Below are 22,155 nucleotides of genomic sequence, written 5' to 3' on the forward strand. Positions count from 1 at the left end.
CAGGAAAGGCTCATGACCGACCCTCGCCCCCTCGGCGTCTCCCGTCGCGCGCTCCTGCGCGGCACGGCGGCCACGGCCGCGTACGCCGCGTCCTCGGAAAGCGTCCACGCGGCCACGGGCCACCCCGCCTCCAGCAGCCCCGGTGCGCTGAACGACCAGTCGGCGGTCCGTACCCTCACCGTCGGAGACACCCGGCTCACCTACGTCGTCGACGGCGCGATGGAGCTGGACCCCACGGGCTTCCTCCCGGCCGTCCCCGCCGCCTACTGGCGGGACCACCCCGAGGCGCTGACCCGGTCCGGCCGGATCGCCGCCTCCGCGGGCGGGCTGCTCGTCGAGCGGGGCGGGCGGCGGCTGCTGATCGACGCGGGGCTCGGCGCCAACGTGCTCTCCCCGTCCCTCGGCGTCTCCCGCGCGGGCGCTTTGCCGCACACCCTGCGCCGGCTCCGGGTGCCCCCGGAGTCCGTCGACACCGTGGCCTTCACCCACCTGCACACCGACCACACCGGCCTGGGCTTCCGCACGGACGGAGAGCGGGCACCGCGCAAGGCGTTCCCGCGCGCCGACTACCTGGTGGCCGCCGCCGAATGGGAGCCCTTCTGGCGGCGCGAGATCGAGATCGGTGCCCCCTCCTGGGACGGATTCATGGTGCCGATGTCGAGGGTGCTGCGGACGTTCGGCGACGGCGCGGAGATCTGGCCCGGCGTCACCGCGCTGGTCACCCCGGGCCACAGCCCCGGACACACCACCTACGTGATCGCTGCCTCCGGCGGACGGCATGTCCTGGTCTTCGGCGACGCGTTCCACACCCCCGCCCAGCTGGCCCACCCCGAGTGGCCCTCCGGCCCCGACACGGACACCGGCGCGGTCCTGAAGGCCCGCCGGACCCTTCTGGCCCGCCTCCTGCTGCCGCGCACCCACGCGTTCGCCTTCCACTTCGGCGACCAGGCCTTCGGGCGCGTCCTGCGGGACGGCACGGGCGCGGCCCGGTGGCGTCCGGCTCCCGCCCGGAAACTCCTGCCGCCACCGGTCAGGATCTCCGAATTCCCCGGGTGACAAGGGCGGCGAGGCCCTGTGGTTGCAGCGGTTAGGGTGAATCCCGTGGAGCTCCTGCACCTGCGCTATTTCCTGGCCGTCGCCCAAGAACTGAACTTCTCCACCGCCGCCCGCAAACTGCACATGGCGGCCTCCCCGTTGAGCCGGCGGATCAAGGACCTCGAGAACGAGGTCGGGCACCGGCTGTTCGACCGGGACACCCACCACGTACGGCTCACCGCGGCCGGAAACGCGCTGCTGCCGATCGCGCGCGGGGTGCTGGAACAGGTCGACTCCATCCGGTGGCGGCTGGACGAGACCGCCCGGCCGCAGCGCACCACCCTGCTGCTCGGCATGCCCACCGGCGTCCATCCCGACCTGCGGGAACGGATGGACGCCCTGGCCGAGCGGGTCAGCGACCGGTTCGAGATCAAACGCTGGCCCGGCGGCACCGACCGGCTCGTCGACGCCGTGTGCGACGGCAGGCTGGCGCTGACCCTGGCCCGGCTCCCGGCCGGTGGCGACCCGGCGCTGGAGCAGATGCCCGTGATGTCGGAGCGGCTCGGCGCGGTCGTGCCCCGGGACCGGTTCGCCGGGCGCGAGTCCGTCGCCCTCGCGGAACTGGCGGAACTCGCCTACGCGGGCTCCCCGACGGCGGTGACGAACGCCTACTTCCGCGGCCTCGACCAGCAGCTCGCCGAACTCGGCATCAAGAAGCGCATCGAACTGGGCAGCGCCACATTCGAGGGAATCTCCGAAATAGTCTCCAGCGGTTTGGCGTTCTCCATTTCCATGCTGGACTCCAGAAGCCCGGTGCAGAATTACCGTCTGGACAATGTCACCGTCCTTCCCTTCTCCGATTTCCATCCTCGTATGGAGACCGGGCTGATCTGGCGCAAGGACCGGGCGAACGGCGGTGACCTGCAAGAAATCGTGGCGGCGGCCCGGGAGCTCTTCACCGAGCCGCTCCACTCATAATCGCCATACAATCTCCACGAAAAGCGGTATGACCACTGCGGTCATACCGCTTTTCGCTATTCGGTCATGCCATTCGTTTCCGTTCGGCGAATCTCCGAGCTAACTTAGTTTCCAGGTACACACACATGGTGAGTGAAGGAGTGAAGAAACCGATGACGGACACCACCGACACCGTCGCCGGCCCGCTGCAGGGCGTGCGCGTGATCGACCTCTCGACCGTGGTGATGGGCCCCTACGCCGCCCAGATCCTCGGCGACCTGGGCGCCGACGTGATCAAGATCGAGTCGCCGTCCGACACCGTGCGCAACGGCCACTACCGCACGACCCCGGGCATGACCCCGCTGAACCTCAACGTCAACCGCAACAAGCGCAGCGTCGCCCTCAACCTCAAGGACGACACCGACCGCGAACGCGCACTGCGGCTGATCGACACCGCTGACGTACTGATCACCAACATGCGCCCCGGCGCCCTGCACCGCCTCGGCCTGTCCTACGACGACATCGCCGCCCGCAACCCCGGCCTCGTCTACGCGCACGCCCAGGGCTTCCGCAGCGACTCGGACCGGGCCGGGAACGCCGCGTACGACGAGACCGTGCAGGCCGCCTCCGGTCTCGTCGACATCGCCGACCGGGCACTCGGCGAGCCCGTCTACCTGCCGACCATCATCGGCGACAAGGTCTCCTCGCTGACCATCGCCTACAGCGTGCTGGCCGCCCTGCTGCACCGGAACAACACCGGCCAGGGCCAGCTCATCGAGATCCCGATGACGGACACGCTGATCGCGTTCAACCTGGTCGAGCACCTCGCGGGCCACACCCACGTGCCCGAGACCGGCCCCACCGGCTTCGCGCTGTCGATGCTCAAGGGCCACAAGGCGGTGCGCACCAAGGACGGCCTGGCCTGCGTCATGCCGTACAACCCGCACAACTACCGGGACTTCTTCACCGCCGCCGGACGCCCGGACCTCGCCGAGGACCCGCGCGTGAGCGGCGACGCCATCGACAGCGCCGACCACGAGGACCTGGCCGCGCTCCTGGAGACCTGCGCCCCGGCGCTGACCACCGAGGAGTGGGCGGAGGTGTGCGCCAAGCACAGCATCCCGATGGCCCCGGTGCTGGAGCTCGACCGCGCCCACGACGACCCCTACGTCCGTGACGGCCACCTGCTCGACACCGCCGAGCACCCGACCGAGGGCACGGTCCGCACCATCGGCATCCCGCTGCGCTTCTCCGCCACCCCCGGCTCGATCCGCCGGCTCGCGCCGGTCGCGGGCCAGGACACCGAGGGCGTCCTCGCCGAACTCGACGCCATCAGCCGCTGATCGCCACAGGAGGACCGACATGAGCACCCCCACCGCTCCCGCCGTGCGCACCGAACGCATCGGCTCCGCCCTGCTGATCACCCTGGACCGCCCCGAGGCCCGCAACGCCGTGAACGCGGCGACCGCCACCGCGCTGGCCGCCGCACTCGACGAGCTGGAGGCCGACCCCGCCCTGCGGGTCGGCGTCCTGACCGGCGAGGGCGGCACGTTCAGCGCCGGCATGGACCTCAAGGCCGCCCTGCGCGGCGAGTCGCCCGAGGTCGAGGGCCGCGGATTCGGCGGCCTCACCGAGGCCCGGCCGGACAAGCCCCTCATCGCCGCCGTGGAGGGTTACGCCATGGGCGGCGGCTTCGAACTGGCCCTGGCCTGCGACCTGATCGTCGCCGCCGAGGACGCCCGGTTCGGTCTGCCCGAGGTCGAGCGCGGCCTGATCGCCGCGGGCGGCGGAGTGATCCGGCTGCCCGGGCGCATCCCGCACCACCTCGCGATGGAGCTCCTGCTGACCGGCGAGCCCGTCGACGGCCGCCGGGCCGGCGAACTGGGCCTGGCCAACCGGGTCACGAGCAAGGGACAGGCCGTCGCCGAGGCGCTCCGGCTGGCCGAACGGGTCGCGGAGAACGCCCCGTTGGCCCTCGCGGCCGTCAAGCGCGTCGTCCGCGCCGCCGAAGGCGCCTCCGACGAGGAGGCCTTCGCGTTCCAGCGCGGCGAGATGAAGACCCTGATGGCCTCGGACGACGTCCGCGAGGGCATGACCGCCTTCGCCGAGCGCCGCCCCGCGCGGTGGACCGGGCGGTGAGCCGGACATGAAGGCCGCAGACGTACGACAGCACGTCACCACCCCCCTCACCGGCCCGGCGTACGCGCCGATGGTGCCGCGCTTCACCGACCGCGAGTACCTCAACGTCGTCTACCGCACCGACGCCGACGCCCTGCGGGCCGTCGTCCCCGAACCCCTGCGGATCGAGGAACCGCTGGTCCGGTTCGAGATCATGAAGATGGGCGACGTCAGCGGCTACGGCCCCTACACCGAGGCCGGCCAGGCGATCCCCGTCGGCTTCGAGGGCGAGCGGGGCGAGTACCTGCACACGATGCACCTGGACAACTTCCCGGCGACCGCCTCCGGCCGCGAGGTCTCCGCCTACCCGAAGGTCATCGGCTCCCCGGCGCTGTACGTCGACTCCGGCGCGCTCGTCGGCACCCTCGACCACGGCAGCGTGCGGGTCGCCACCGCGACCATGGGCTACAAGCACCACGAGCTGGACCGGGCCGAGGCCGAGGCACAGATCACCGTGCCGACCTTCATGCTCAAGACGATCCCCGGCTACGACGGGCTGCCGCGCGTGCAGGAACTCGTCCGCACCCGCATCACCGACGTCACCGTCAAGGGCGCCTGGACCGGCCCCGCCCGGCTCCAGCTGTTCCAGCACGTGCTCGCCCCGCTGGCCGACCTGCCGGTGCTGGAGGTCGTCTCCGCCGGCCACATCCTCACCGACCTGACGCTGTCCGGCGTCGAGCCGGTCCACGACTACCTGAAGGGAGCCGCGTCATGACCCGCGCCTTCCGCACCGCAGCGGTGATCGGCGCCGGGACCATCGGACTGTCCTGGGCGACGCTGTTCGCCGCGCACGGCCTGACCGTACGGGTGAGCGACCCGCGCCCCGACCTCGCCGAGGCCGTGGACGACGCCCTGGCGACGTACGCCCCGCATCTGGCCGCCCGCGGCCTGGACGTCACCGGCCTCGCCGACCGCGTGCACCTCGCCGCCGACGTCAGCGAGGCCGTCCGGGACGCCGACGTCGTCCAGGAGAACGGCCCCGAGCGGGCCGGGTTCAAGAAGGACCTCTTCGCCACCCTCGCCCGCGAGGCACCCGCACACGCCCTGCTGCTCAGCTCCTCCTCGGCGATCCCGTCGACCGCGTTCACCGGGGAGCTGTCCGACGAGGACGCCGCACGGGTGCTGATCGGCCACCCCTTCAACCCGCCGCACCTGGTCCCGCTCGTCGAGGTCGTCCCCGGCGAACGCACCGGTGAGGACGCCGTGCTGGACGCGGTGGACTTCTACATCTCGGTCGGCCGCACCCCGGTCGTCGAGCGCAAGGAGATCCCCGGCTTCGTCGGCAACCGCCTGCAGAACGCCCTCAGCCGGGAGGCCGCGTACCTCGTCCAGGAGGGCGTGGTGACCCCCGAGGACCTCGACCAGGTCGTGATCAACTCGCTGGGCCTGCGCTGGGCCACGGTCGGGCCGTTCCTCGGCGCGCACCTGGGCGGAGGACCCGGCGGCTACCGGCACCTGGTCGAGCACATCGGCAGGTCGATGCAGCAGACGGGGGCGGGGCTCGGCACCCCGTCGCAGAACAAGGAACAGAAGGAAGCACAGGAACGGCTCATCGAAGCCGTGGAAAAGGCCTACGGCTCCTCCACGTACTCGGAACTCACCGGGACGCGCGACCGCAGGCAACTCGCTGTCCTGGCAGCCCTGGACAGCGCGGACAAGGAGGAGAACTGAGATGACCACCACCGTGGAACCGCTTCAGGACCAGCTGACCGCCGACTTCTACGCCTACGAGGCCCTGCTGCCGGACGACGAGCGCAAGCTCCTCCTCAAGACGCGCGCCCTCATGCGTGACGAGGTCAAGCCGCTGGTGAACGAGAACTGGGCCGAGGACAAGTTCCCGAAGGAGCTCATCACCCTCTTCCGCGACAGCGGCCTCGCCGGCCTGCCCTACGAGGGTTACGGCGAGCACCGGCCCGCCGTCAGCAACCTGCTCAGCGGCACGATGGCCATGGAGATGGCCCGCACCGACGCCTCGGTGTCCACCTTCTTCGGCGTCCACAACGGCCTTGCCATGTACTCCATCCACTCCGGCGGCGACCAGGAGCAGCGCGACCGCTGGCTCCCGGCGATGGCCGCCATGGACAAGATCGGCGCGTTCGCCATGACCGAGCCGCTCGGCGGCTCCGACGTCGCGGGCGGCATGCGCACCACCGCCAAGCGCGAGGGCGACACCTGGGTCCTGAACGGCGCCAAGAAGTGGATCGGCAACGCCACCTTCGCCGACCACGTCGTGGTGTGGGCGCGGGACGTCGACGACAACCACGTCAAGGGCTTCGTCGTCGGGAAGGGCACGCCCGGCTTCGACCCGGTGAAGATCGAGGGCAAGATCGCCTTCCGCATCGTGGAGAACGCCGAGATCACCCTGACCGACGTCCGGGTGCCGGAGGCCGACCGCCTGCAGAACATCAACTCCTTCCGCGACGTCGCCGAGATCCTGCGCGCGACCCGCGCGGGAGTGGCCTGGCAGGCGCTCGGTGTCATGGTCGGCGCCTACGAACTGGCCCTGGACTACGCCCGGGAGCGCCGCCAGTTCGGCCGCCCGATCGGCGGTTTCCAACTGGTGCAGGACCTGCTGGTCAAGAGCCTCGGCAACATCACCGCCTCCTGGGGCATGATGGTGCAGCTCGCCCGGCTGCAGGACGCCGGCATCTTCCGCGACGAACACTCCTCCCTGGCCAAGGCGTTCGTCACCTCCCGGATGCGGGAGGTCGTGGCCTGGAGCCGTGAGATCTTCGGCGGCAACGGCATCCTCCTGGAGCACGACATCGCCCGCTTCTTCGCCGACGCCGAGGCCATCTACTCCTTCGAGGGCACCCGCGAGATGAACACCCTGATCGTCGGCAAGTCGATCACCGGTGAGAGCGCCTTCGTCTGACCTCCGGCACACGGCGGAACGAACCAACCCCGGGTCTCCACCCGGGGTTTCGTTCTGCCGGGGGGCCTATTGCGTGGCCGCCCGGCCCCGGGCCCCGTACGGTCGGGGCGGTGAGCAGGAGACGCTACGTGGCCAGGGGTGTGCCCGGCGGCTACCGCATCCGGGACAACCGGGGGCGCCGCTGGTGGGGCGACCTCTACGAGTTGTGCCCCGACGACCTGCTGACCGAGCTCAACGGCCGGGCGGACCAGGCGCGGATCACCGCGCTGATGAAGCGCTGCCGGGCGCAGAAGCGCTGAGCCCTCGTATGCCCGAACAGCACATCCAGGCGGGCGGCGGGCCCGCCAGTGCGTCGACTTCGGCGGCGAAGAGCCGTGCCGGGTCGAAGCGCATCCGGGCTCTGCCTTCCGCTGGACCACCCCGGCGCCCGCCGCCCCCACCACACCCGTCGCGGCGACGGTCGGGACCCCCGACCTCCAGGCGTTCAACAAGACCTGCCGCAAGGAACCCGGCGCGTCCCCGCGCGTCGTGCGGCGGGCCACGGGCGCGTAGCGCTTCTGAACTTCCCTGCGACCACTGAATGTTGGCGTGCGCTAGGATTCTTTACCGAGCTCTTACGCTCGGTTGAGCGGCGCCGTGCACAGTCGCGCCGGCCGCTCGGTTCGTCGACAGTGGCCGCCCGGCTTTCCGGGCCGGCGTGAGGGGGCGTGGCATGGGGCGAGTGGTGCCTGTCCGCGTCCACAACGCCGCCCGTGACGGCGTCCCTGATACCGACCGCTCCGCGTGAGCGGTCTCCTCTCTTTCTGACGCGCGACGCGTGGCCTGAGGCGTGACGGTCGACGCCTGTCGCCTGACACCTCACGCCTGTCGCCTGATGTCCCGGGGCGGGGGCGCGTCACGCGTGTTGCGCCGCTGACGGCCGAATCGGAGCACGCCGCGGCACCGCGTGTCCGGCCCGTCGCCCCGACACGGGCTCACGCACCGTTCCACCGCTCAATTCGAGCCGTACCCAAGGGCTCACGCCCGCCGGCACAGACGCCGCAGACCCGATCAACGGAGGTCAGACGCCCGTGCACGACACCACCGCCATGCTCATCGAACTCGGGGCGATCATCCTCGCCCTGGGGCTCCTGGGACGCTTCGCCGGACGCGTGGGCTTCTCGCCCATACCCCTGTACCTGCTGGCCGGACTCGCCTTCGGCCAGGGCGGGATCCTGCCGCTGCGGGCCAGTGAGGAGTTCGTCGCCACCGGCGCCGAGATAGGCGTCATACTCCTGCTGCTCCTGCTCGGCCTGGAGTACAGCGCCTCCGAACTCGTCACCACACTGAAGACCCAATACCCCTCCGGGGCCGTGGACTTCGTCCTCAACGCCGCCCCGGGAGCGGCCATGGCGTTCCTGCTGGGCTGGGGGCCGGTCGCCGCCGTCGCCCTGGCCGGGATCACCTGGATCTCCTCGTCCGGGGTCATCGCGAAGGTGCTCGGTGATCTGCGCCGGCTCGGCAACCGCGAGACGCCGGTCATCCTCGGTGTGCTGGTCCTGGAGGACCTGGCCATGGCGGTCTACCTGCCGATCCTCACCGCCCTGCTGGCCGGGGCGGGTCTCGCGGGCGGCGCGGTCACCCTGCTGATCTCGCTGGGCACCGTGGGGGCCGTCCTCTACGTGGCGCTGCGGCACGGCCGCCTGGTCAGCCGCGCCGTGTCCTCGGACAACGCCGAGATGCTCCTGCTGGCCGTCCTCGGTCTGACCCTGCTCGTCGCCGGGCTCGCGCAGCAGCTGCACGTCTCCGCGGCCGTCGGCGCGTTCCTCGTCGGCATCGCCCTGTCCGGCGAGGTCGCCGAGGGTGCCAGCAGCCTCCTCACCCCGCTGCGGGACCTGTTCGCCGCGGTGTTCTTCGTCTTCTTCGGACTGCACACCGACCCGGCCGCCATCCCGCCCGTACTGCTGCCCGCGCTCGCCCTGGCCGCCGTCACCACCCTGACGAAGATCGCCACCGGCTACTGGGCCTCCCGCCGGGCCGGGATCTCGCCCAAGGGCCGCTGGCGCGCGGGCGGCACGCTGGTCGCACGCGGCGAGTTCTCCATCGTCATCGCCGGTCTCGCGGTCGGCGCCGAACCCCGCGTCGGCCCGCTGGCCACCGCCTACGTCCTGATCCTGGTCATCCTCGGCCCCCTGGCGGCCCGCTGGACCGAACCCCTGGCCCGCCGCGCCACCCACCGCCGCCCCCGCCCGGCCCCACCGGCCACCGACTCCCCCAAGGAGACGGCCACCGCCCACGGTTGATCCGGGAAGAGGCCGGTGTGCCCGGCCGGAAGCCCTGGTTCGCCCCTGGCGGCTGTCCGGATCGGCTGTTCCCGGAGAGGGCCTTGGTGGGACCCTGACGAGCACCCCGGGAACCGGCAGGGGAGGCCGAGGGTGAATTCCGTCCAGGTGGACCGGGAGGAAGCGCCAGCATGATCGAGTGGAAGCCCTTGGGCACCGGAGCCAGGCCCGTCCCCCAGCCCGTGGCCACGCCGCTGGTCTGGGCGGGAGCCGGCGTCGGGGCACTGGTGCTGGTGGCGCTCCTCAACACCGTGGTGGGGCCGGAACGGCCCGAACTGGCCCTGACCGCAGTGTCCTTGCTGGCCGCCCTGCTGGGTCTGTGCGCCCGCTTCACAGCCGCCCCCGGCACGGCACTCCTGTGCTGGCTGTTCCTCAACGGCTTCGCCATACCGCCCGCGGGCGTCCTCACCTGGGCCGGCCACCGCGACACCACGTGGCTCGCCTGCCTGCTCACCGCCGCCCTCGTCGGCACGGGCCTGGCCCGCCTCGTCCACGCCCGCGCCGCCTACCGCCGCCTGGTTCCCGGACGGGCCCGAACCGACCCGGCGGCGGACGACGGACGTTGTGAATCCTGACGCCGGGCCGGCAACCGGCGGGGGTGCGGACGGGCGGCCACTCGTCATCGGCGGCGGGGCCGCCGGTACCGGAGTCGCTGGTTCAAGCGGTGACGAAACTGTGTTCGGTTCGCCTCTCGCCACGTGCCCAGGAGGCCCCGGCGGCCTTCGCGCAGGCGGTCGTCGACGCCGATCACCTCTGCGGCTTGCCGCGGAAATGGTCACTGGTCAGAATGGTGACGTGAACCTCGACCACGTCTTCGTCTGCGGAAACCCGGCGCTCGACTTCGCCGCCACGCTCCGGGCCCGCCGCTCGGTGCGCTTCGAGATGTTCGTGACGCCGGACCGGCTGAACGCCTGGTACGTGGAGTCCGGCCTGGTCGACGCGGTCTCCCCGGGCCAGGAGGCCGATGTCGAGCGGGCGAAGGCCGTGCGGGAGGCCGTCTACCGGCTGGTCACCGCCCGCCGGCTCGGGGAGGAGTACGACGGGGCGGCGCTGACCGTCGTGAACAACGCCGCCCGGACGCCGCCCGCCGTGCCCCAGCTCACCCCGTCGGGGCGCTGGACGCAGGCGACGCCGGACGAGGCCCTCTCCCTGGTGGCGCGGCACGCCGTCGAGCTCCTGAGCGGCCCGGACGTGCCCCTGCTCAAGGAGTGCGACAACCCGGAGTGCACCCGCACCTACATCGACCGCTCGCGCGGCATGCGGCGCCAGTGGTGCGGGATGGACTCCTGCGGCAACAAGATCAAGGCCGCCGCGTACCGCGCCCGCAAGAAGACCGCGACGGACGCTAGCCGCCGACGTACCAGCTGAAGCCGCCGTTGCTGCTGGCTATGGCCAGGAGCACGAGCCACAGGACCACGTCGACGACGCCGAGGATGATGCCGGCCTTCGCCATCCCCGCGCCGTTCTTCACCGACGCCTGCCGACGGGCGACGGCACCGAAGACGATGGCCAGCGGACCGAGCACGATGTTGAGGAAGAACAGGCCGATGATGCCGCAGCACAGGCTCGCGATCGCCAGGCCGTTGGTGCGCGAACCGGAGGACGCGGCAGAGGAACCGCCGTAACTCGCCATGGAAAACTCCCAGTTGTCGATGGCACGGACCGAACGGGCCGCACTCTCCTCACTTTCGACTTGTTTTGTTCGAATGCCCCTCTGAGGCGTTCCCATGACACCCAATTCGGGGGAGACCCCGGTCAGTTCTCCTCCACCAGCCCGGCGACGTGCGCGATGACCGTGTCGAGGATGGCCGTCCAGGCCGTGTCGTCGCCGAGCACGAGGTAGTTGAGCGTCAGGCCGTCGGTCATGGCCGCCAGATAACGGGCCAGCACGGGGACCGGCACGCGCAGGCGCAGCCCCATGGTCCCGCGCAGCTGGTCGATGAGCTCGGTGTACGCCTCGGCGTACAGCTCGTACTGACGGCGTGCCAGGTGTTCGAAACCGGGGCTGCGCAGTGCGTACTGCGTGAGCTCGTAGGTGAGCATGTGCTCGTCGGGGTGGGCGCGGACGTGGTCCCAGTACGCCTGGAAGCCGGCCCGGACGGTCTCCTCCAGGGTGGCTCGGGGCCGGATGGCCTCCTTCACCACCGTCACGTAGTGCCCGGTGATGGTGGTGATGACGGACTCGACCAGCTGCTGCTTGGAGTCGAAGCAGTAGTGGAAGACGCTCAGCGAGACGCCCGCTTCCGCGGCGATGGACCGGGTCGTCGTCCTGGGGACGCCGTCCCGGGCCATCACCCGGATCGCCGCCTCGGTGAGCTGTCGCCGCCGCTCGGCGGACGGCAACCGTGCCATGGAGCCCCTCTCGTGGGTGTCAGCGGCCGTGGACGCCGACCTCGGTCAGGGAGTAGCCCCAGCCGGTACCGCGTTCCAGGCCGTGGACGCGGACGTACCTGGCCGCTGTGCCGGGGAAGCGCGCGGTGTCCAGACCGCCGTCACCGGCGGTCGTGGACCATGCGGTCCGCCAGGTCGTGCCGTCCGCGGAGAGCTCGATCCGGTACGACTTCGCGTACGCGCGCTCCCAGTCGAGGGTGACCCGCCCCACGGTCCGCGCGGAGCCGAGGTCGACCTGCAGCCACTGGTCGTCGCTCCAGTCGCTGGCCCAGCGGGTGCCGCGGTCGCCGTCGACGGCCCGGTGCGGCTTGTAGCTCGTGAACAGGCTCCACTCCGAGGAACTGGCCGACGCGGCGGAACCGGCCGCCAGGTTGACCCCTGCCTCGTGGTTCTCCGAGGCCGCCCAGGTGTCGAGGTAGGACTCGGCGCCCCGGAACAGGTCGTCGACCGTGTCCTGGCCGCCGACCCGGCGGATGTCCTCGATCCAGTCCGGGACGAGACCGTAGTGGGCGGCGCCGTCGGTGTTCAGGTCCCAGGTGCGCTCGCCGGTGGTCTGCCGGTCGATGACCGAGCCGCCGTCGACGCTCTTGAACGGGTACGTGACCTTGTTCGGAGCGTCCGCCCCGCGCGGTCCCGGCCAGCCGCCGACGCCGTTCATGTCGGTGCCGTAGCCGTACCCCACGCCGTACTTGTCGCGCAGCGCCTCGGTGCGCTCCGCCTCCGCGACGAAGCCCTCGGAGCCGTGCATGTACTGGGCGATGAAGCCGCCGAGGCCGTAGACCCGCTCGGTCCAGTCCATGTCCATCCAGCTGTGCGAGGACAGCACGCCCGGGTAGGACTCGGCCTCGAAGATGTCGAGCACCCGGCCGGTGGCCTTGACGCTCATGTGGTCGATCTCCAGCATCATGCCGCGCTTCATCATGCCGCGGACGGCGTACTCGCCGAGGTCGGTGAGGCCCCGCACGTTGCACTGCGCGTCGGCGCTGTACGAGGGAACCTCCTCACCCGCCGGGAGCTTCTTCTCGGCCGCCGGTGCCGCCGTGTTGCCGATGGGGTTGTCGTGCTGCGGGCCCTTGCACGTCTCGGTCTTCCAGTAGGTGCCGGTCGACAGGAACTGCCCGACGTTGATGGCCGTCCCGAGCGTGCCCGAGTCGAACCGCACCCCGCACAGGGCGTTGTCGAACTTGTGGCACAGGAACATGCTGCGCACGCCCAGCGCGTGCAGTTCGTCGAGCCCCTTGTCGATGTCCGCCTTGCTGCACTGCGCGATGTCGAGGACCTGCTTGCAGCCGAACGGCTCGGAGGTCTCGACGCCCATGACGACGGCCAGCTTGCCCTGCTCGATGACCTCGCGGGCCTGCGCGCTGTCGGTGACGACCCGGAACCAGCCCTTGCCGGGTCCGCCGTACATCTTGTCGACGAAGGCCTGCATGTCGTACGTCAGCTTGGCCTGGAGCCGGATGGACGTCATCTCGTCGCAGGAGCGGTCCTTGAAGAAGTACACCGAGCAGATCACGCCGTTGGTGACGAGGTCGTTGACGAGCACCCGCTGGCCGCCGCGCCAGGCCCGCTCGATCCAGGCGTAGTAGTTCTGCTGGTGGGTCAGCGAGTCGTGCGCGGGCCAGTCCTTGAAGGTGGGCCAGCCGTCCGGGTCGTGCTTGCCGTCGCCGCCGTTGGTGATGAAGTCGAAGATCGCGAGCGAGCCGTCGGGGTAGTGCTCGGGGCAGTCCTTGAGCGCGTCGGCCACGCCCTGCTCGGAGAACGGCTTTCCGCAGATCAGTCGGCCGCCGAAGGCCTCGTTGGAGAAGATGTGGTCGTGTGCGTCGACGAAGCCGCGCACCTCGCCCTCGGCGTTCGTGCCGGTGAAGGGTTCGCCCGTGACGTTGATCCGGGAGTCCGGCGCCGGCCGTGCGGCCGGCTCCCACCAGTCGGTCCCGGCCGCCGCACTCGGAGTGGGCCCGAGCGCGATCGACAGCACGAGCAGGAGGAGCGACACAACGGTGAGGTTCTTGCGTCGGTGGTACGGGCGTCCGGAACTGGTCACAGCCCACGTCCTCGGTCGGCGGGTCGCTCGGTCGTGTTGTCATGACCTCGCAAAGTGTGCGACGAGAATCGCCACTGCCGCTTGATGAGTCAAGGGTCCGGGACGGCTGACCTGATGGGCGGGGAGGCCGGTTCCCCCGGGCCGGGCCCCGAACCGGCCGGGGCAGCAGCAAACCCCAGGTCGCCGACCTGGGGTCTCATAGGGCGGGTGACGGGACCCGCGGGCGTTCAGCCGATCAGCTCGGACCGCGATCGGGAACACCGGACGCGTCCTGCGCGGCGCGGCGGTACTCCGCGTTGATGCGCTGGGCTTCCTCCAGCTGGTCCTCCAGGATCACGATCCGGCAGGCGGCCTCGATCGGGGTTCCCCGGTCGACGAGCTCGCGGGCGCGCGCGGCGATCCGCAGCTGGTAGCGGGAGTACCGGCGGTGTCCGCCCTCCGAGCGCAGCGGAGTGATCAGACGGGCCTCCCCGATGGCACGCAGGAAGCCAGGGGTGGTGCCGAGCATCTCGGCGGCCCGGCCCATCGTGTAGGCGGGGTAGTCGTCGTCGTCCAGACGATCGCTGAGCGGAGTATCAGCTGCCATGTCACCTCGTAGTGCAACGCGTCGAGGGGCCCTGGCGCCGTACGGCACCAGGGCCCCGAAGGAAATTCAACACCATCTGTCGGCCCTCATGCTGCGCCGACCTTCTGTTTCCGCTACCCGGCCCGCTGGCGGGAGGGGTGCGGGGATCGCGGCTGCGTGACCGGGGACCACCATCCAATCCGGGGTCTTGCGGTACCCGGACCGAGAGCTTCCCGGCCGGGCGATCCTGATGGCGTCTGCTCCTCCGTCCTTCCTCGGTTCTCCTCTGACCATGTCTACGAGAAGAAGGTTAACCGCGGCGAGCGCCCAATGTCTACTCCGACAAAGACAGATTTTGCGTTCCGCCAGGCGCAGGCATTCGGCTGCATCCGATCATGGACGCAGGACCCGGGCGCAGACACAGGACCCGGGCACAGCAGTGAGGGCCCTGCCGACGCGCGTCGGCAGGGCCCTCACTGGTCTATGGCGGCGGTCACCCGCCCGCGCTTCAGCCCACCGGGACGTCCCGGAGGCGGACCCGGTCCGTGTAGGTGGGGGCGTCCCGGAGAACGGTGAGCCGGGCGAGGGTGATCACGCCCGTGCTCTGGTCGTCCCCGTCGCAGAGGACGAGGTGATCGACCCGGGCACCGGCCATGAGGGACAACGCCACCTCGACCGTCATGTCGTCACGGATGTGCGGCGCATGGGCCTTGGCGGGGTGCTGCGTCAGAACCGGCGTCATGGGTGTCTCCTGCCAGGTGGGGGGCGGGTGGGCGCGGGGCGCTACGCGGCAGGGCCGAAGCCGGTCCGCCGTTGCGCCCTCGGGCGTGCCGCCTCGCCGGCGGGACGGCCCTGGCCGGTGGGACGGCGGCCCCGCCGGCCCCGGGACGGGGCGGAGGCGCCGCGGGGGCGTTCCGCGCGCGGGGCGGTCACGACGACCGGGACACCGGAAGGGGCCTGGGCACCCGTGATGCGGCTCAGCTCCGCCTCTCCGGACCGCACCTGGGCGATCCGGGGGGTGATGCCCGCCGACGTCATCAGCCGGCTCATGCCGCGACGCTGGCCCGGGGTCACCAGGGTGACCACGCTGCCGGACTCGCCGGCCCGCGCCGTACGGCCGCCGCGGTGCAGGTAGTCCTTGTGGTCACTGGGCGGGTCCACGTTGACGACGAGGTCGAGGTTGTCGACGTGGATGCCGCGCGCTGCGACGTTGGTCGCCACCAGGACCGTCACGTGGCCGCTCTTGAACTGGGCCAGGGTCCGGGTCCGCTGGGGCTGTGACTTGCCGCCGTGCAGGGCCGCGGCGCGGACACCGCTCTTCAGCAGGTGCTGGGTCAGCGAGTCCACCGCGTGCTTGGTGTCGAGGAACATGATCACCCGGCCGTCCCGCGCCGCGATCTCGGTGGTGGTCCGGTGCTTGTCCGCGTCGTGCACGTGGAGGACGTGGTGCTCCATCGTGGTGACCGCGCCCGCGGACGGGTCGACGGAGTGGACCACCGGGTCGTGCAGGTAGGTGCGGACCAGCCGGTCGACGTTGCGGTCCAGGGTGGCCGAGAACAGCATCCGCTGACCGCCGGGCTGAACCTGGTCGAGCAGGGTGGTGACCTGCGGCATGAAGCCCATGTCGGCCATCTGGTCGGCCTCGTCGAGGACCGTGATGGTCACGCCGTCCAGCCGGCAGTCACCCCGGTCGATGAGGTCCTTGAGCCGCCCGGGCGTGGCGACGACCACCTCGGCTCCGCCGCGCAGCGCACTGGCCTGCCTGCCGATGGACATCCCGCCGACGACCGTGGCGAGCCGCAGGCTCACGGAACGGGCGTACGGAGTGAGCGCGTCGGTGACCTGCTGGGCGAGCTCGCGGGTGGGCACGAGGACGAGCGCGAGCGGCTGCCGCGGCTCGGCGCGCCGCCCGGCGGTCCGGGCCAGTACGGCGAGGCCGAAGGCGAGGGTCTTGCCCGAGCCGGTGCGGCCACGGCCGAGTACGTCCCGACCGGCCAGGGTGTTCGGCAGGGTGGCCGCCTGGATCGGGAACGGCGCGGTCACCCCTTCGTGGCCGAGCGTGGCCAACAGCCGGGCGGGCAGGTCGAGATCGGCGAACGACTCGACGGCGGGCAGCGGAGGCGTGATCGTCTTCGGCAGGGCGAACTCGCCCTGGAGGGCCGGGCGGCTTCCGTAGCTCCTGGAGCGGCTCGCACCACCGGAGAAGCTCGGCCTGCCGGAGCGGCGGCCGTCACCGTCGCCTCCTGAGAAACGGTCACGGGTACGGGTTGTGTGGGCACGCTTCATGCGGGACCTTCCTCGATGGGCGCGTGGCAAGGAAAATCCGCAGCAGATGAGCGGCGCAGAGAATCTCGAGACGAGCCGAAGTCGTTGCGGCCGGGCCGGCCGGCGGGGAAAAGCAGCGAGCTGGGGCCCGCACCCCTTCAGGTGCGGGCCCCAGCTGCGAATATGCGCGAGCGCCGATGTCAGGCGGGCACGATGTTCTCGGCCGTCGGGCCCTTCTGGCCCTGCGCGATGTCGAACGACACCTTCTGGCCTTCCAGCAGCTCGCGGAAGCCCTGGGCGGCGATGTTCGAGTAGTGGGCGAAGACGTCAGCGCCGCCGCCGTCCTGCTCGATGAAGCCGAAGCCCTTTTCCGAGTTGAACCACTTCACGGTGCCAGTAGCCATTTTGTTTCTCCTTCGGAGGCGGTTTCAGGAATTCACCGTCTGTGAATTCCGTGTCGCCGTGATGATTACCCCGTAGGAAATGAACCTTCTGGCAACCACACCTGCAACTGAGATCGACAGTAGCACGGGGCGATCGGCGCCGTGTGGCTCGGAAAATCCACCTCGGCGGGCGATCGGGGAATATTCGGCGGGCCCCGCTTCTATTTCTCATTTTGCGGGCACAGATATTGCCCTCCGGGGGTGCGGCTCTTCCTGCCGCACCCCCGCGCGCCGGCCCTGTGACCTCCGCCGATGCGCGGCACGGTGGCGATGGCACCGGCACGCCGCTGCCGCGACGAAGCTCACATCACCCGTTCAGCCCCGCCGGGTCGCAGCTACGTGCACAGAGGCCTTCCTCGTCTCCATCGCCCTCGTGCTGCTGATGACCGCGTGCCAGGGCTGGGCTGGGACCAGGCCGGAGCTCCGGCGCGGCGGGCCAGGGAAGCGAGGACGGGGCCGGCTCGGGCGCCGACACCGGCGACGGCGGCAAGGAGCTGGACAGCATCATCGTCGCCGTCGGTGACGACGACACCGACCCGGTCTCCCTGAAGGTCGGCACCATCACGGTCGACGAGCCGGTCGTCACCAACCGGCACACCTCCGCGACGGACGCCGTCCCCTTCAGCTGAACCGGCCCGCGGCCCCTGGCGGGTCTACCACGGCACCTCGCCCTCGTCGTCGAAGAACCGGCCGCTCGGGCCGTCGTCGGGCAGCGTCGCGAGCCGGATCGCGACCGCCGCGCCCTGCTCCGGGGTGCGGACCCCGCGGAACCCGTTGAGGTCGGTCGCGCAGTAGCCGGGGCACGCGGCGTTGATGAGGATGCCCGTGTCCCGGAGCTCCTTGGCGTACTGGACGGTGACGGCGTTGAGGAAGGTCTTGGACGGCGTGTAGGCGGCGGCGATCGGGCCCGTGTCGCTGCCGGGAGTGGTCTGCCGGGTCAGTGAGCCCACGCCGCTGGACATGTTCACGATCCGCGGCGACGACGAGCGGCGCAGCAGCGGCAGCATCGCGTTGGTGACGCGGATGACGCCGATCACGTTGGTCTCCACGACCGTCCGTACCGTCGCCGGGTCCACCTCGGTGGGCATCTGCGGCACACTGCCGGTGATCCCGGCGTTGTTGACCAGCACGTCGAGACGCCCGGCGCCCTCCTCGACCAGTGCGGCGGCCGCGCCCACACTCACGTCGTCGGTCACGTCGAGCGGTACGCCGAACGCGTCGGCACCGGCCGCCCGCAGTTTCGCCACGGCCGTCTCGCGCCGCTCCCGGTCCCGGGCGCCGACCCCGCCCCTCCAGCCGAGGGCGCCCAGGCCCGCCGCGATCTCGTATCCGATGCCCTTGTTCGCGCCGGTCACCAGCGCGATCGTCTGTTCGCTCATGCCGCCGATCGTGTCCGCGCCCGGGGTCGGCGGGCCAACACCGATCGGGTGGGCGGCGATACCGCACCGGTATCGGCCCAGCTCGGAGCAGCCTGGAGCAGTAGCATCACGGCGTGGAGACAAGGGAGTTGCGGTACTTCGTCGCCGTCGCCGAGGAGCTTCACTTCGGCAGGGCCGCCCAGCGGCTCGGGATCGCGCAGCCCCCGCTGTCGCGGGCGATCGGCCGGCTCGAACGGCGCCTGAAGGCGGTCCTGCTGGAACGCAGCAGCCGCGCGGTCACCCTGACGGAGGCCGGAGCGGTGCTCCTGAGGGAGGCCCGGGCGGCGCTCGAAGCGGTCGAGGCCGCCGAACGCCGCACCCGCCGCGCGGCCCACGCCCCGTCCGGCCAGGCCGGCGTGGTGCTCGTCACGAAGGCCGGCGCGTCCAGCGAGCTGCTGGCGAAACTGCTCGACGCCCACGCCGCCGAACCCGACGCGGCCGGCGTCGAGCTGCTCCTGTGCGGCATGGGCGAGCAGGGACCGATGCTGCGCGACGGCCGGGCCGACGTGGCGCTGCTGCACCTGCCGTTCGACACCACGTCCGGTCTCGACACCGAAGAACTCTGCAGGGAGGGGCAGGTCGCGATCCTCCCGGCCGGTCACCCCCTCGCCGGCCGGCCCCATCTCCGTACGGCCGACGTCACCGGCCTCCCCGACCTGCCGATGCCCCGCTGGCCCGGCCCCGACGGCACCTACCCGGCCGGCCCCGGCCCCCGGGCCCGCGACCACGCCCAGCTCCTCCAGCTGATCGCCCTCGGCCGCGCCTGCTGGATCGCGCCGGAGTCCTGCCGGACCCAACTGCGCGACGGGCTGGCCGCCGTGCCGGTGCCGGACGCGCCGACGGTCACCACGGTGATCGCCTGGCCACCCCACAGCCGGTCCCGGGCGGTCGCGGACCTGGTCCGCACCGCGATACGGGTGAGCTCGTGAGCGGGTGGAGCCGCCTCCGCCGGTCAGGACCGGCACCCTCCGATAGCATGTTCGAACTCGCGATGGTCCCTCCATCGCTCTCCATCTGCCCAGCCATTCGGAAGAATCGGCCAAAAGATTGAAAGCCAGAGCATCGCGGGTGTTTTCGCGAATAGGCGACATGAGTTCGTGGGGTGCGGGGCGCCGAAGAGTGCTGCTGTGGGGCACGGCGGGCGTGGTCACGCTCGGATTCCTCATCGCGCTGGAGATCGCCGCACGCCGCTACGGCGAACCGGGGCCGATCACCAACCAGGTGAAGGGCCTGGTCCTCGCCCCCAAGCCGGGGCCGCTGTACGGCGGTCTGGGGCTGATGATGGTCGTGCTCACCTGGCGACAGCGGTTCATCGCGGCCGGCGCCGCGCTCGGCATCGACGCCGTCCTCCTGCCGGTGCGGTGGGCGGCGGACGCCGACATGACGGAGGGTCACGTATTCGGCACGGGCGCGTTGTGGGTGATGCTGGGCACCGCGGTCATCGCCGTCACCCGCCGCACCGGCCCTGACCGCCTCCTGCTGCTGAAGGGCGTCGGACTGGGCCTGCTGCTGGTCGCCGCCCGCAAGACCGGCGACACCTGGCTGTTCATCACGGCGAAGACCCGCCCGACCGTACTCGACCAGTACGTGGCGACCGCCGACCACGCGCTGGGCAACCCCTCCTGGCCGGCCGGCCGGATCGTCGAGGCCACCGACCCCTACAGCAGCCATCTCCTCCAACTGGTCTACGGCCAGCTCGCGGTGGCCGCGGTCGTCGTCGCCTTCTACCAGCTGCGCAACGTCACGGTCGAGCGCCGCTTCCCCCGCCACCACCTGGTGCGCACGTTCCTGGTGATCGGCCTCGTCGGACCGGCCGTCTACATGCTCTTCCCGGTGGTCGGCCCGGTCTTCGCCTACGGCCCGGGCGCCTCCGGAACCGGCGGCGTGCAGTGGGCGGCGGCCAACCTGTGGCCGCACACCCCGCTGCCGGTCACCACCCCGCAGCCGATGACGTACGACGGGATCACCCCTCGCAACTGCATGCCCAGCCTGCACACCGCGTGGTCCGTCGCGATCTTCGTCCACACCCGCAGGGCACCGCGGGCGCTGCGGTTCGCCGGCACGTTCTGGCTGGTCGTCACCCTCGCCGCGACCCTGGGGTTCGGCTACCACTACGGCGTGGACCTCATCGCCGGTGTGGTGTTCGCCCTCACCATCGAGGCGGCCCTGCGCTCCCTCGACCGCGGCTGGGACCGGCCGGGCGTCCTGCTGGTCGCCTACGGCACCACGGTCTTCACCGCGCTCCTGGTGTCGTACCGCTATCTGCCGACGGAGATGGCCGAATATCCGGAGGTGTCCGGGCCCCTGCTCATCCTGGCCATGACCTCGGTGATCTACGGCTACGTACGCACCACCCCGAAGCCCTCCCCACGGTTGCCTGCACCCCGGACCCCGGTGGCGGAGGCAGTGCCGGACGACGCCGCGACCGGAGCGGGCGAAGGCACCGCCTCCGCGCCCGCCCGCTCCCCGGAGCCGCACTGATCTCCCGCCCGCCGCTTCGCCGGGAGCGACGGGACGGCGGGCCCGGAAGTGCGCCGAGCAGCTGCGTGTCAGACGCGGTCGCCGAGCGCGGCGGTCATGCTCGGGAGATGCGGGGCCGCAGTCCCTCGGGCTCGTGGTGGTGGTGCCTTCGTGCCGGTGGTGAAGAGTTGCAGTACGGCTCTGCGCGGGTCGGGCTCCGGCCACGTGTCGGCGGCGGGCAAGGTATCGAGGGCCGGGGCCATCGTGCTGACCTGTCTCCGGAAGATCCTGCGCTGCGCGAGGCTTCCGGCGAAGTGTCTCGCCGAGGACGAGACCAGCGCGGGAGCCGGTGTGCGACATGCCCTCGGTACCTCCGCCGTACTCCCGTGCGTCCCCGACTGTCGGGAAGCGCGGGAGTACGGTTGAAGACACCGAGGGTGTCGAGCGCCGACTCCGACACCGGTGCCGCTCTCGGCGACCGACGACGCCGGGCCGGGCCCGCCCGTGCCCGAAGCAGGGCTTGCCTCATGACCGTGAACGTGCCGGTTGCGCCGACGACCACAGAACTCCTCGGGCGTCCCGTCGGTTCGCACCCGCCCGCGACGCGGAAGCCCGGCCCGAGGCCTGAGCGGGGCTCCTCGCCCCGGGAAGGGCAACGCGTCCGTCCGCTGACCCGGCGTCAGATCGAGGATCACCTCCAGGAACTGGGCGATCTGTTCGCGGAGACGTCCGGTGGCGGCCCCTGGGCGTGGAACCAAGCCCGCGGCGACTTCCTGCGGCGGCTTGCGGCCGACGTACGGCGACCGGGATTCGAGCTGCTGATCGCGGAGACCACCGCGCTGACCGGATGCGCCCACGGTTTCCCCGTACGCGGGGACGGCCCCTGGTGGGAGGGCTTCGACGGATACCTTCCGGGGCGGCTGCTCCGGCTCGCCGCCTCCGGACGCCTCTTCGTGATCTCCGGGATCCACGTTCCGTCCCGGGTGCGCAGGCAGAACCAGGACCGTGCCTGGAACCTCGCCCGGCGCCTGCAGAAACGGCTGCTCACCGACCACGGCGCCGACGTCGCCGTCACGCTGGTGAAGCGCTCCGACCACAGAACCGTCGAGGCCCTGCGGTCCTGGGGGTGGCGGTACGTCGAAGGCGACACACCGCGGACGGCGCCGCTCGGCCCGTTCCGCGTCCTGGTCCTCCACACCTGAC

At 71.3% G+C, this 22,155-nt stretch carries 22 protein-coding genes and 1 pseudogene; 15 read left to right on the forward strand and 8 right to left on the reverse strand.

Features of this window, described 5'->3' with window-relative positions; all coding sequences use genetic code 11:
- Positions 1-12 precede the first annotated feature (12 nt).
- From A4E84_RS21320 to A4E84_RS21370, 12 genes and pseudogenes are all read left to right on the forward strand, one after another.
- Complete coding sequence (locus A4E84_RS21320) at positions 13-1,056, forward strand: MBL fold metallo-hydrolase (protein ID WP_079129048.1); 1,044 nt, start codon at positions 13-15, stop codon at positions 1,054-1,056.
- Between the two features lie 45 nt (positions 1,057-1,101).
- Entirely contained in the window at positions 1,102-2,013 is a 912-nt protein-coding gene (locus A4E84_RS21325) for a LysR family transcriptional regulator (RefSeq protein ID WP_062928121.1), read from the forward strand.
- 152 nt (positions 2,014-2,165) lie between these two features.
- Positions 2,166-3,335 carry a CaiB/BaiF CoA transferase family protein gene (locus A4E84_RS21330; RefSeq protein WP_062928122.1) on the forward strand — a complete coding sequence of 390 codons (1,170 nt, stop codon included), beginning with the start codon at positions 2,166-2,168 and terminating at the stop codon, positions 3,333-3,335.
- A gap of 19 nt (positions 3,336-3,354) precedes the next feature.
- The gene (locus tag A4E84_RS21335; protein ID WP_062928123.1) at positions 3,355-4,131 is read left to right on the forward strand and encodes a crotonase/enoyl-CoA hydratase family protein; all 777 of its coding nucleotides are present in this window, start codon (positions 3,355-3,357) and stop codon (positions 4,129-4,131) included.
- Between the two features lie 7 nt (positions 4,132-4,138).
- Positions 4,139-4,885: an acetoacetate decarboxylase gene (locus tag A4E84_RS21340; RefSeq protein WP_062928124.1), complete on the forward strand. Its 747-nt coding sequence runs from the start codon at positions 4,139-4,141 to the stop codon at positions 4,883-4,885.
- Positions 4,882-5,841, forward strand: a complete 960-nt coding sequence (locus A4E84_RS21345; RefSeq protein WP_062928125.1) for a 3-hydroxyacyl-CoA dehydrogenase NAD-binding domain-containing protein — start codon at positions 4,882-4,884, stop codon at positions 5,839-5,841. The genes A4E84_RS21340 and A4E84_RS21345 overlap by 4 nt, the downstream gene beginning before the upstream one ends.
- Before the next feature lies 1 nt (position 5,842).
- A complete protein-coding gene (locus tag A4E84_RS21350) occupies positions 5,843-7,045 on the forward strand; it encodes an acyl-CoA dehydrogenase family protein (protein WP_062928126.1) in 1,203 nt (400 codons plus the stop codon).
- A 110-nt stretch (positions 7,046-7,155) separates the two neighbouring features.
- A complete protein-coding gene (locus tag A4E84_RS21355) occupies positions 7,156-7,344 on the forward strand; it encodes a hypothetical protein (RefSeq protein WP_062928127.1) in 189 nt (62 codons plus the stop codon).
- A gap of 148 nt (positions 7,345-7,492) precedes the next feature.
- Positions 7,493-7,597, forward strand: a pseudogene (locus A4E84_RS44645) (AraC family transcriptional regulator); the annotation flags it as partial.
- A 518-nt stretch (positions 7,598-8,115) separates the two neighbouring features.
- Complete coding sequence (locus A4E84_RS21360; RefSeq protein WP_062928128.1) at positions 8,116-9,327, forward strand: cation:proton antiporter; 1,212 nt, start codon at positions 8,116-8,118, stop codon at positions 9,325-9,327.
- Between the two features lie 170 nt (positions 9,328-9,497).
- Positions 9,498-9,941 carry a hypothetical protein gene (locus tag A4E84_RS21365; RefSeq protein WP_062928129.1) on the forward strand — a complete coding sequence of 148 codons (444 nt, stop codon included), beginning with the start codon at positions 9,498-9,500 and terminating at the stop codon, positions 9,939-9,941.
- Between the two features lie 220 nt (positions 9,942-10,161).
- On the forward strand, positions 10,162-10,734 hold the full coding sequence (locus A4E84_RS21370; protein ID WP_062928130.1) for a CGNR zinc finger domain-containing protein: 573 nt from the start codon (positions 10,162-10,164) through the stop codon (positions 10,732-10,734).
- Here the strand turns inward: A4E84_RS21370 and A4E84_RS21375 are convergent.
- The 8 genes from A4E84_RS21375 to A4E84_RS21410 all read right to left on the reverse strand — a co-directional run bounded on the left by A4E84_RS21375 (position 10,712) and on the right by A4E84_RS21410 (position 18,453).
- The gene (locus A4E84_RS21375; RefSeq protein ID WP_062928131.1) at positions 10,712-10,999 is read right to left on the reverse strand and encodes a DUF4190 domain-containing protein; all 288 of its coding nucleotides are present in this window, start codon (positions 10,997-10,999) and stop codon (positions 10,712-10,714) included. The genes A4E84_RS21370 and A4E84_RS21375 overlap by 23 nt on opposite strands.
- Before the next feature lie 122 nt (positions 11,000-11,121).
- The gene (locus tag A4E84_RS21380) at positions 11,122-11,718 is read right to left on the reverse strand and encodes a TetR/AcrR family transcriptional regulator (RefSeq protein ID WP_062928132.1); all 597 of its coding nucleotides are present in this window, start codon (positions 11,716-11,718) and stop codon (positions 11,122-11,124) included.
- Positions 11,719-11,737: 19 nt separating this feature from the next.
- Positions 11,738-13,801: a discoidin domain-containing protein gene (locus tag A4E84_RS21385; RefSeq protein ID WP_062928133.1), complete on the reverse strand. Its 2,064-nt coding sequence runs from the start codon at positions 13,799-13,801 to the stop codon at positions 11,738-11,740.
- 235 nt (positions 13,802-14,036) lie between these two features.
- Positions 14,037-14,387, reverse strand: a complete 351-nt coding sequence (locus A4E84_RS21390) for a MerR family transcriptional regulator (RefSeq protein ID WP_062928134.1) — start codon at positions 14,385-14,387, stop codon at positions 14,037-14,039.
- Between the two features lie 487 nt (positions 14,388-14,874).
- Positions 14,875-15,108: a CBS domain-containing protein gene (locus tag A4E84_RS21395; protein WP_062928135.1), complete on the reverse strand. Its 234-nt coding sequence runs from the start codon at positions 15,106-15,108 to the stop codon at positions 14,875-14,877.
- A 41-nt stretch (positions 15,109-15,149) separates the two neighbouring features.
- Entirely contained in the window at positions 15,150-16,652 is a 1,503-nt protein-coding gene (locus A4E84_RS21400; protein ID WP_062928136.1) for a DEAD/DEAH box helicase, read from the reverse strand.
- 179 nt (positions 16,653-16,831) lie between these two features.
- Entirely contained in the window at positions 16,832-17,035 is a 204-nt protein-coding gene (locus A4E84_RS21405) for a cold-shock protein (RefSeq protein WP_020119326.1), read from the reverse strand.
- A gap of 692 nt (positions 17,036-17,727) precedes the next feature.
- Entirely contained in the window at positions 17,728-18,453 is a 726-nt protein-coding gene (locus A4E84_RS21410; RefSeq protein ID WP_062928137.1) for an SDR family oxidoreductase, read from the reverse strand.
- Between the two features lie 113 nt (positions 18,454-18,566).
- On the opposite strand from A4E84_RS21410, the gene A4E84_RS21415 reads away from it, so the two are divergent.
- The 3 genes from A4E84_RS21415 (at position 18,567) to A4E84_RS21425 (ending at position 22,154) form a co-directional block, all read left to right on the forward strand.
- Positions 18,567-19,421, forward strand: a complete 855-nt coding sequence (locus A4E84_RS21415) for a LysR family transcriptional regulator (protein WP_062928138.1) — start codon at positions 18,567-18,569, stop codon at positions 19,419-19,421.
- Positions 19,422-19,581: 160 nt separating this feature from the next.
- Complete coding sequence (locus A4E84_RS21420; protein ID WP_079129049.1) at positions 19,582-20,973, forward strand: phosphatase PAP2 family protein; 1,392 nt, start codon at positions 19,582-19,584, stop codon at positions 20,971-20,973.
- Between the two features lie 506 nt (positions 20,974-21,479).
- On the forward strand, positions 21,480-22,154 hold the full coding sequence (locus A4E84_RS21425; protein ID WP_062928139.1) for a hypothetical protein: 675 nt from the start codon (positions 21,480-21,482) through the stop codon (positions 22,152-22,154).
- Position 22,155: the final 1 nt, after the last annotated feature.

The sequence above is a fragment of the Streptomyces qaidamensis genome, from assembly GCF_001611795.1.
Classification (GTDB): Bacteria; Actinomycetota; Actinomycetes; order Streptomycetales; family Streptomycetaceae; genus Streptomyces; species Streptomyces qaidamensis.

Coding starts and splice junctions, on each gene's coding strand:
- A4E84_RS21320 (WP_079129048.1), top strand. CDS start 13: ATGACCGACCCTCGCCCCCTCGGCGTCTCCCGTCGCGCGCTCCTGCGC.
- A4E84_RS21330 (WP_062928122.1), top strand. CDS start 2,166: ATGACGGACACCACCGACACCGTCGCCGGCCCGCTGCAGGGCGTGCGC.
- A4E84_RS21335 (WP_062928123.1), top strand. CDS start 3,355: ATGAGCACCCCCACCGCTCCCGCCGTGCGCACCGAACGCATCGGCTCC.
- A4E84_RS21340 (WP_062928124.1), top strand. CDS start 4,139: ATGAAGGCCGCAGACGTACGACAGCACGTCACCACCCCCCTCACCGGC.
- A4E84_RS21345 (WP_062928125.1), top strand. CDS start 4,882: ATGACCCGCGCCTTCCGCACCGCAGCGGTGATCGGCGCCGGGACCATC.
- A4E84_RS21350 (WP_062928126.1), top strand. CDS start 5,843: ATGACCACCACCGTGGAACCGCTTCAGGACCAGCTGACCGCCGACTTC.
- A4E84_RS21365 (WP_062928129.1), top strand. CDS start 9,498: ATGATCGAGTGGAAGCCCTTGGGCACCGGAGCCAGGCCCGTCCCCCAG.
- A4E84_RS21375 (WP_062928131.1), bottom strand. CDS start 10,999: ATGGCGAGTTACGGCGGTTCCTCTGCCGCGTCCTCCGGTTCGCGCACC.
- A4E84_RS21380 (WP_062928132.1), bottom strand. CDS start 11,718: ATGGCACGGTTGCCGTCCGCCGAGCGGCGGCGACAGCTCACCGAGGCG.
- A4E84_RS21390 (WP_062928134.1), bottom strand. CDS start 14,387: ATGGCAGCTGATACTCCGCTCAGCGATCGTCTGGACGACGACGACTAC.
- A4E84_RS21395 (WP_062928135.1), bottom strand. CDS start 15,108: ATGACGCCGGTTCTGACGCAGCACCCCGCCAAGGCCCATGCGCCGCAC.
- A4E84_RS21400 (WP_062928136.1), bottom strand. CDS start 16,652: ATGAAGCGTGCCCACACAACCCGTACCCGTGACCGTTTCTCAGGAGGC.
- A4E84_RS21405 (WP_020119326.1), bottom strand. CDS start 17,035: ATGGCTACTGGCACCGTGAAGTGGTTCAACTCGGAAAAGGGCTTCGGC.
- A4E84_RS21410 (WP_062928137.1), bottom strand. CDS start 18,453: ATGAGCGAACAGACGATCGCGCTGGTGACCGGCGCGAACAAGGGCATC.
- A4E84_RS21420 (WP_079129049.1), top strand. CDS start 19,582: ATGAGTTCGTGGGGTGCGGGGCGCCGAAGAGTGCTGCTGTGGGGCACG.
- A4E84_RS21425 (WP_062928139.1), top strand. CDS start 21,480: ATGACCGTGAACGTGCCGGTTGCGCCGACGACCACAGAACTCCTCGGG.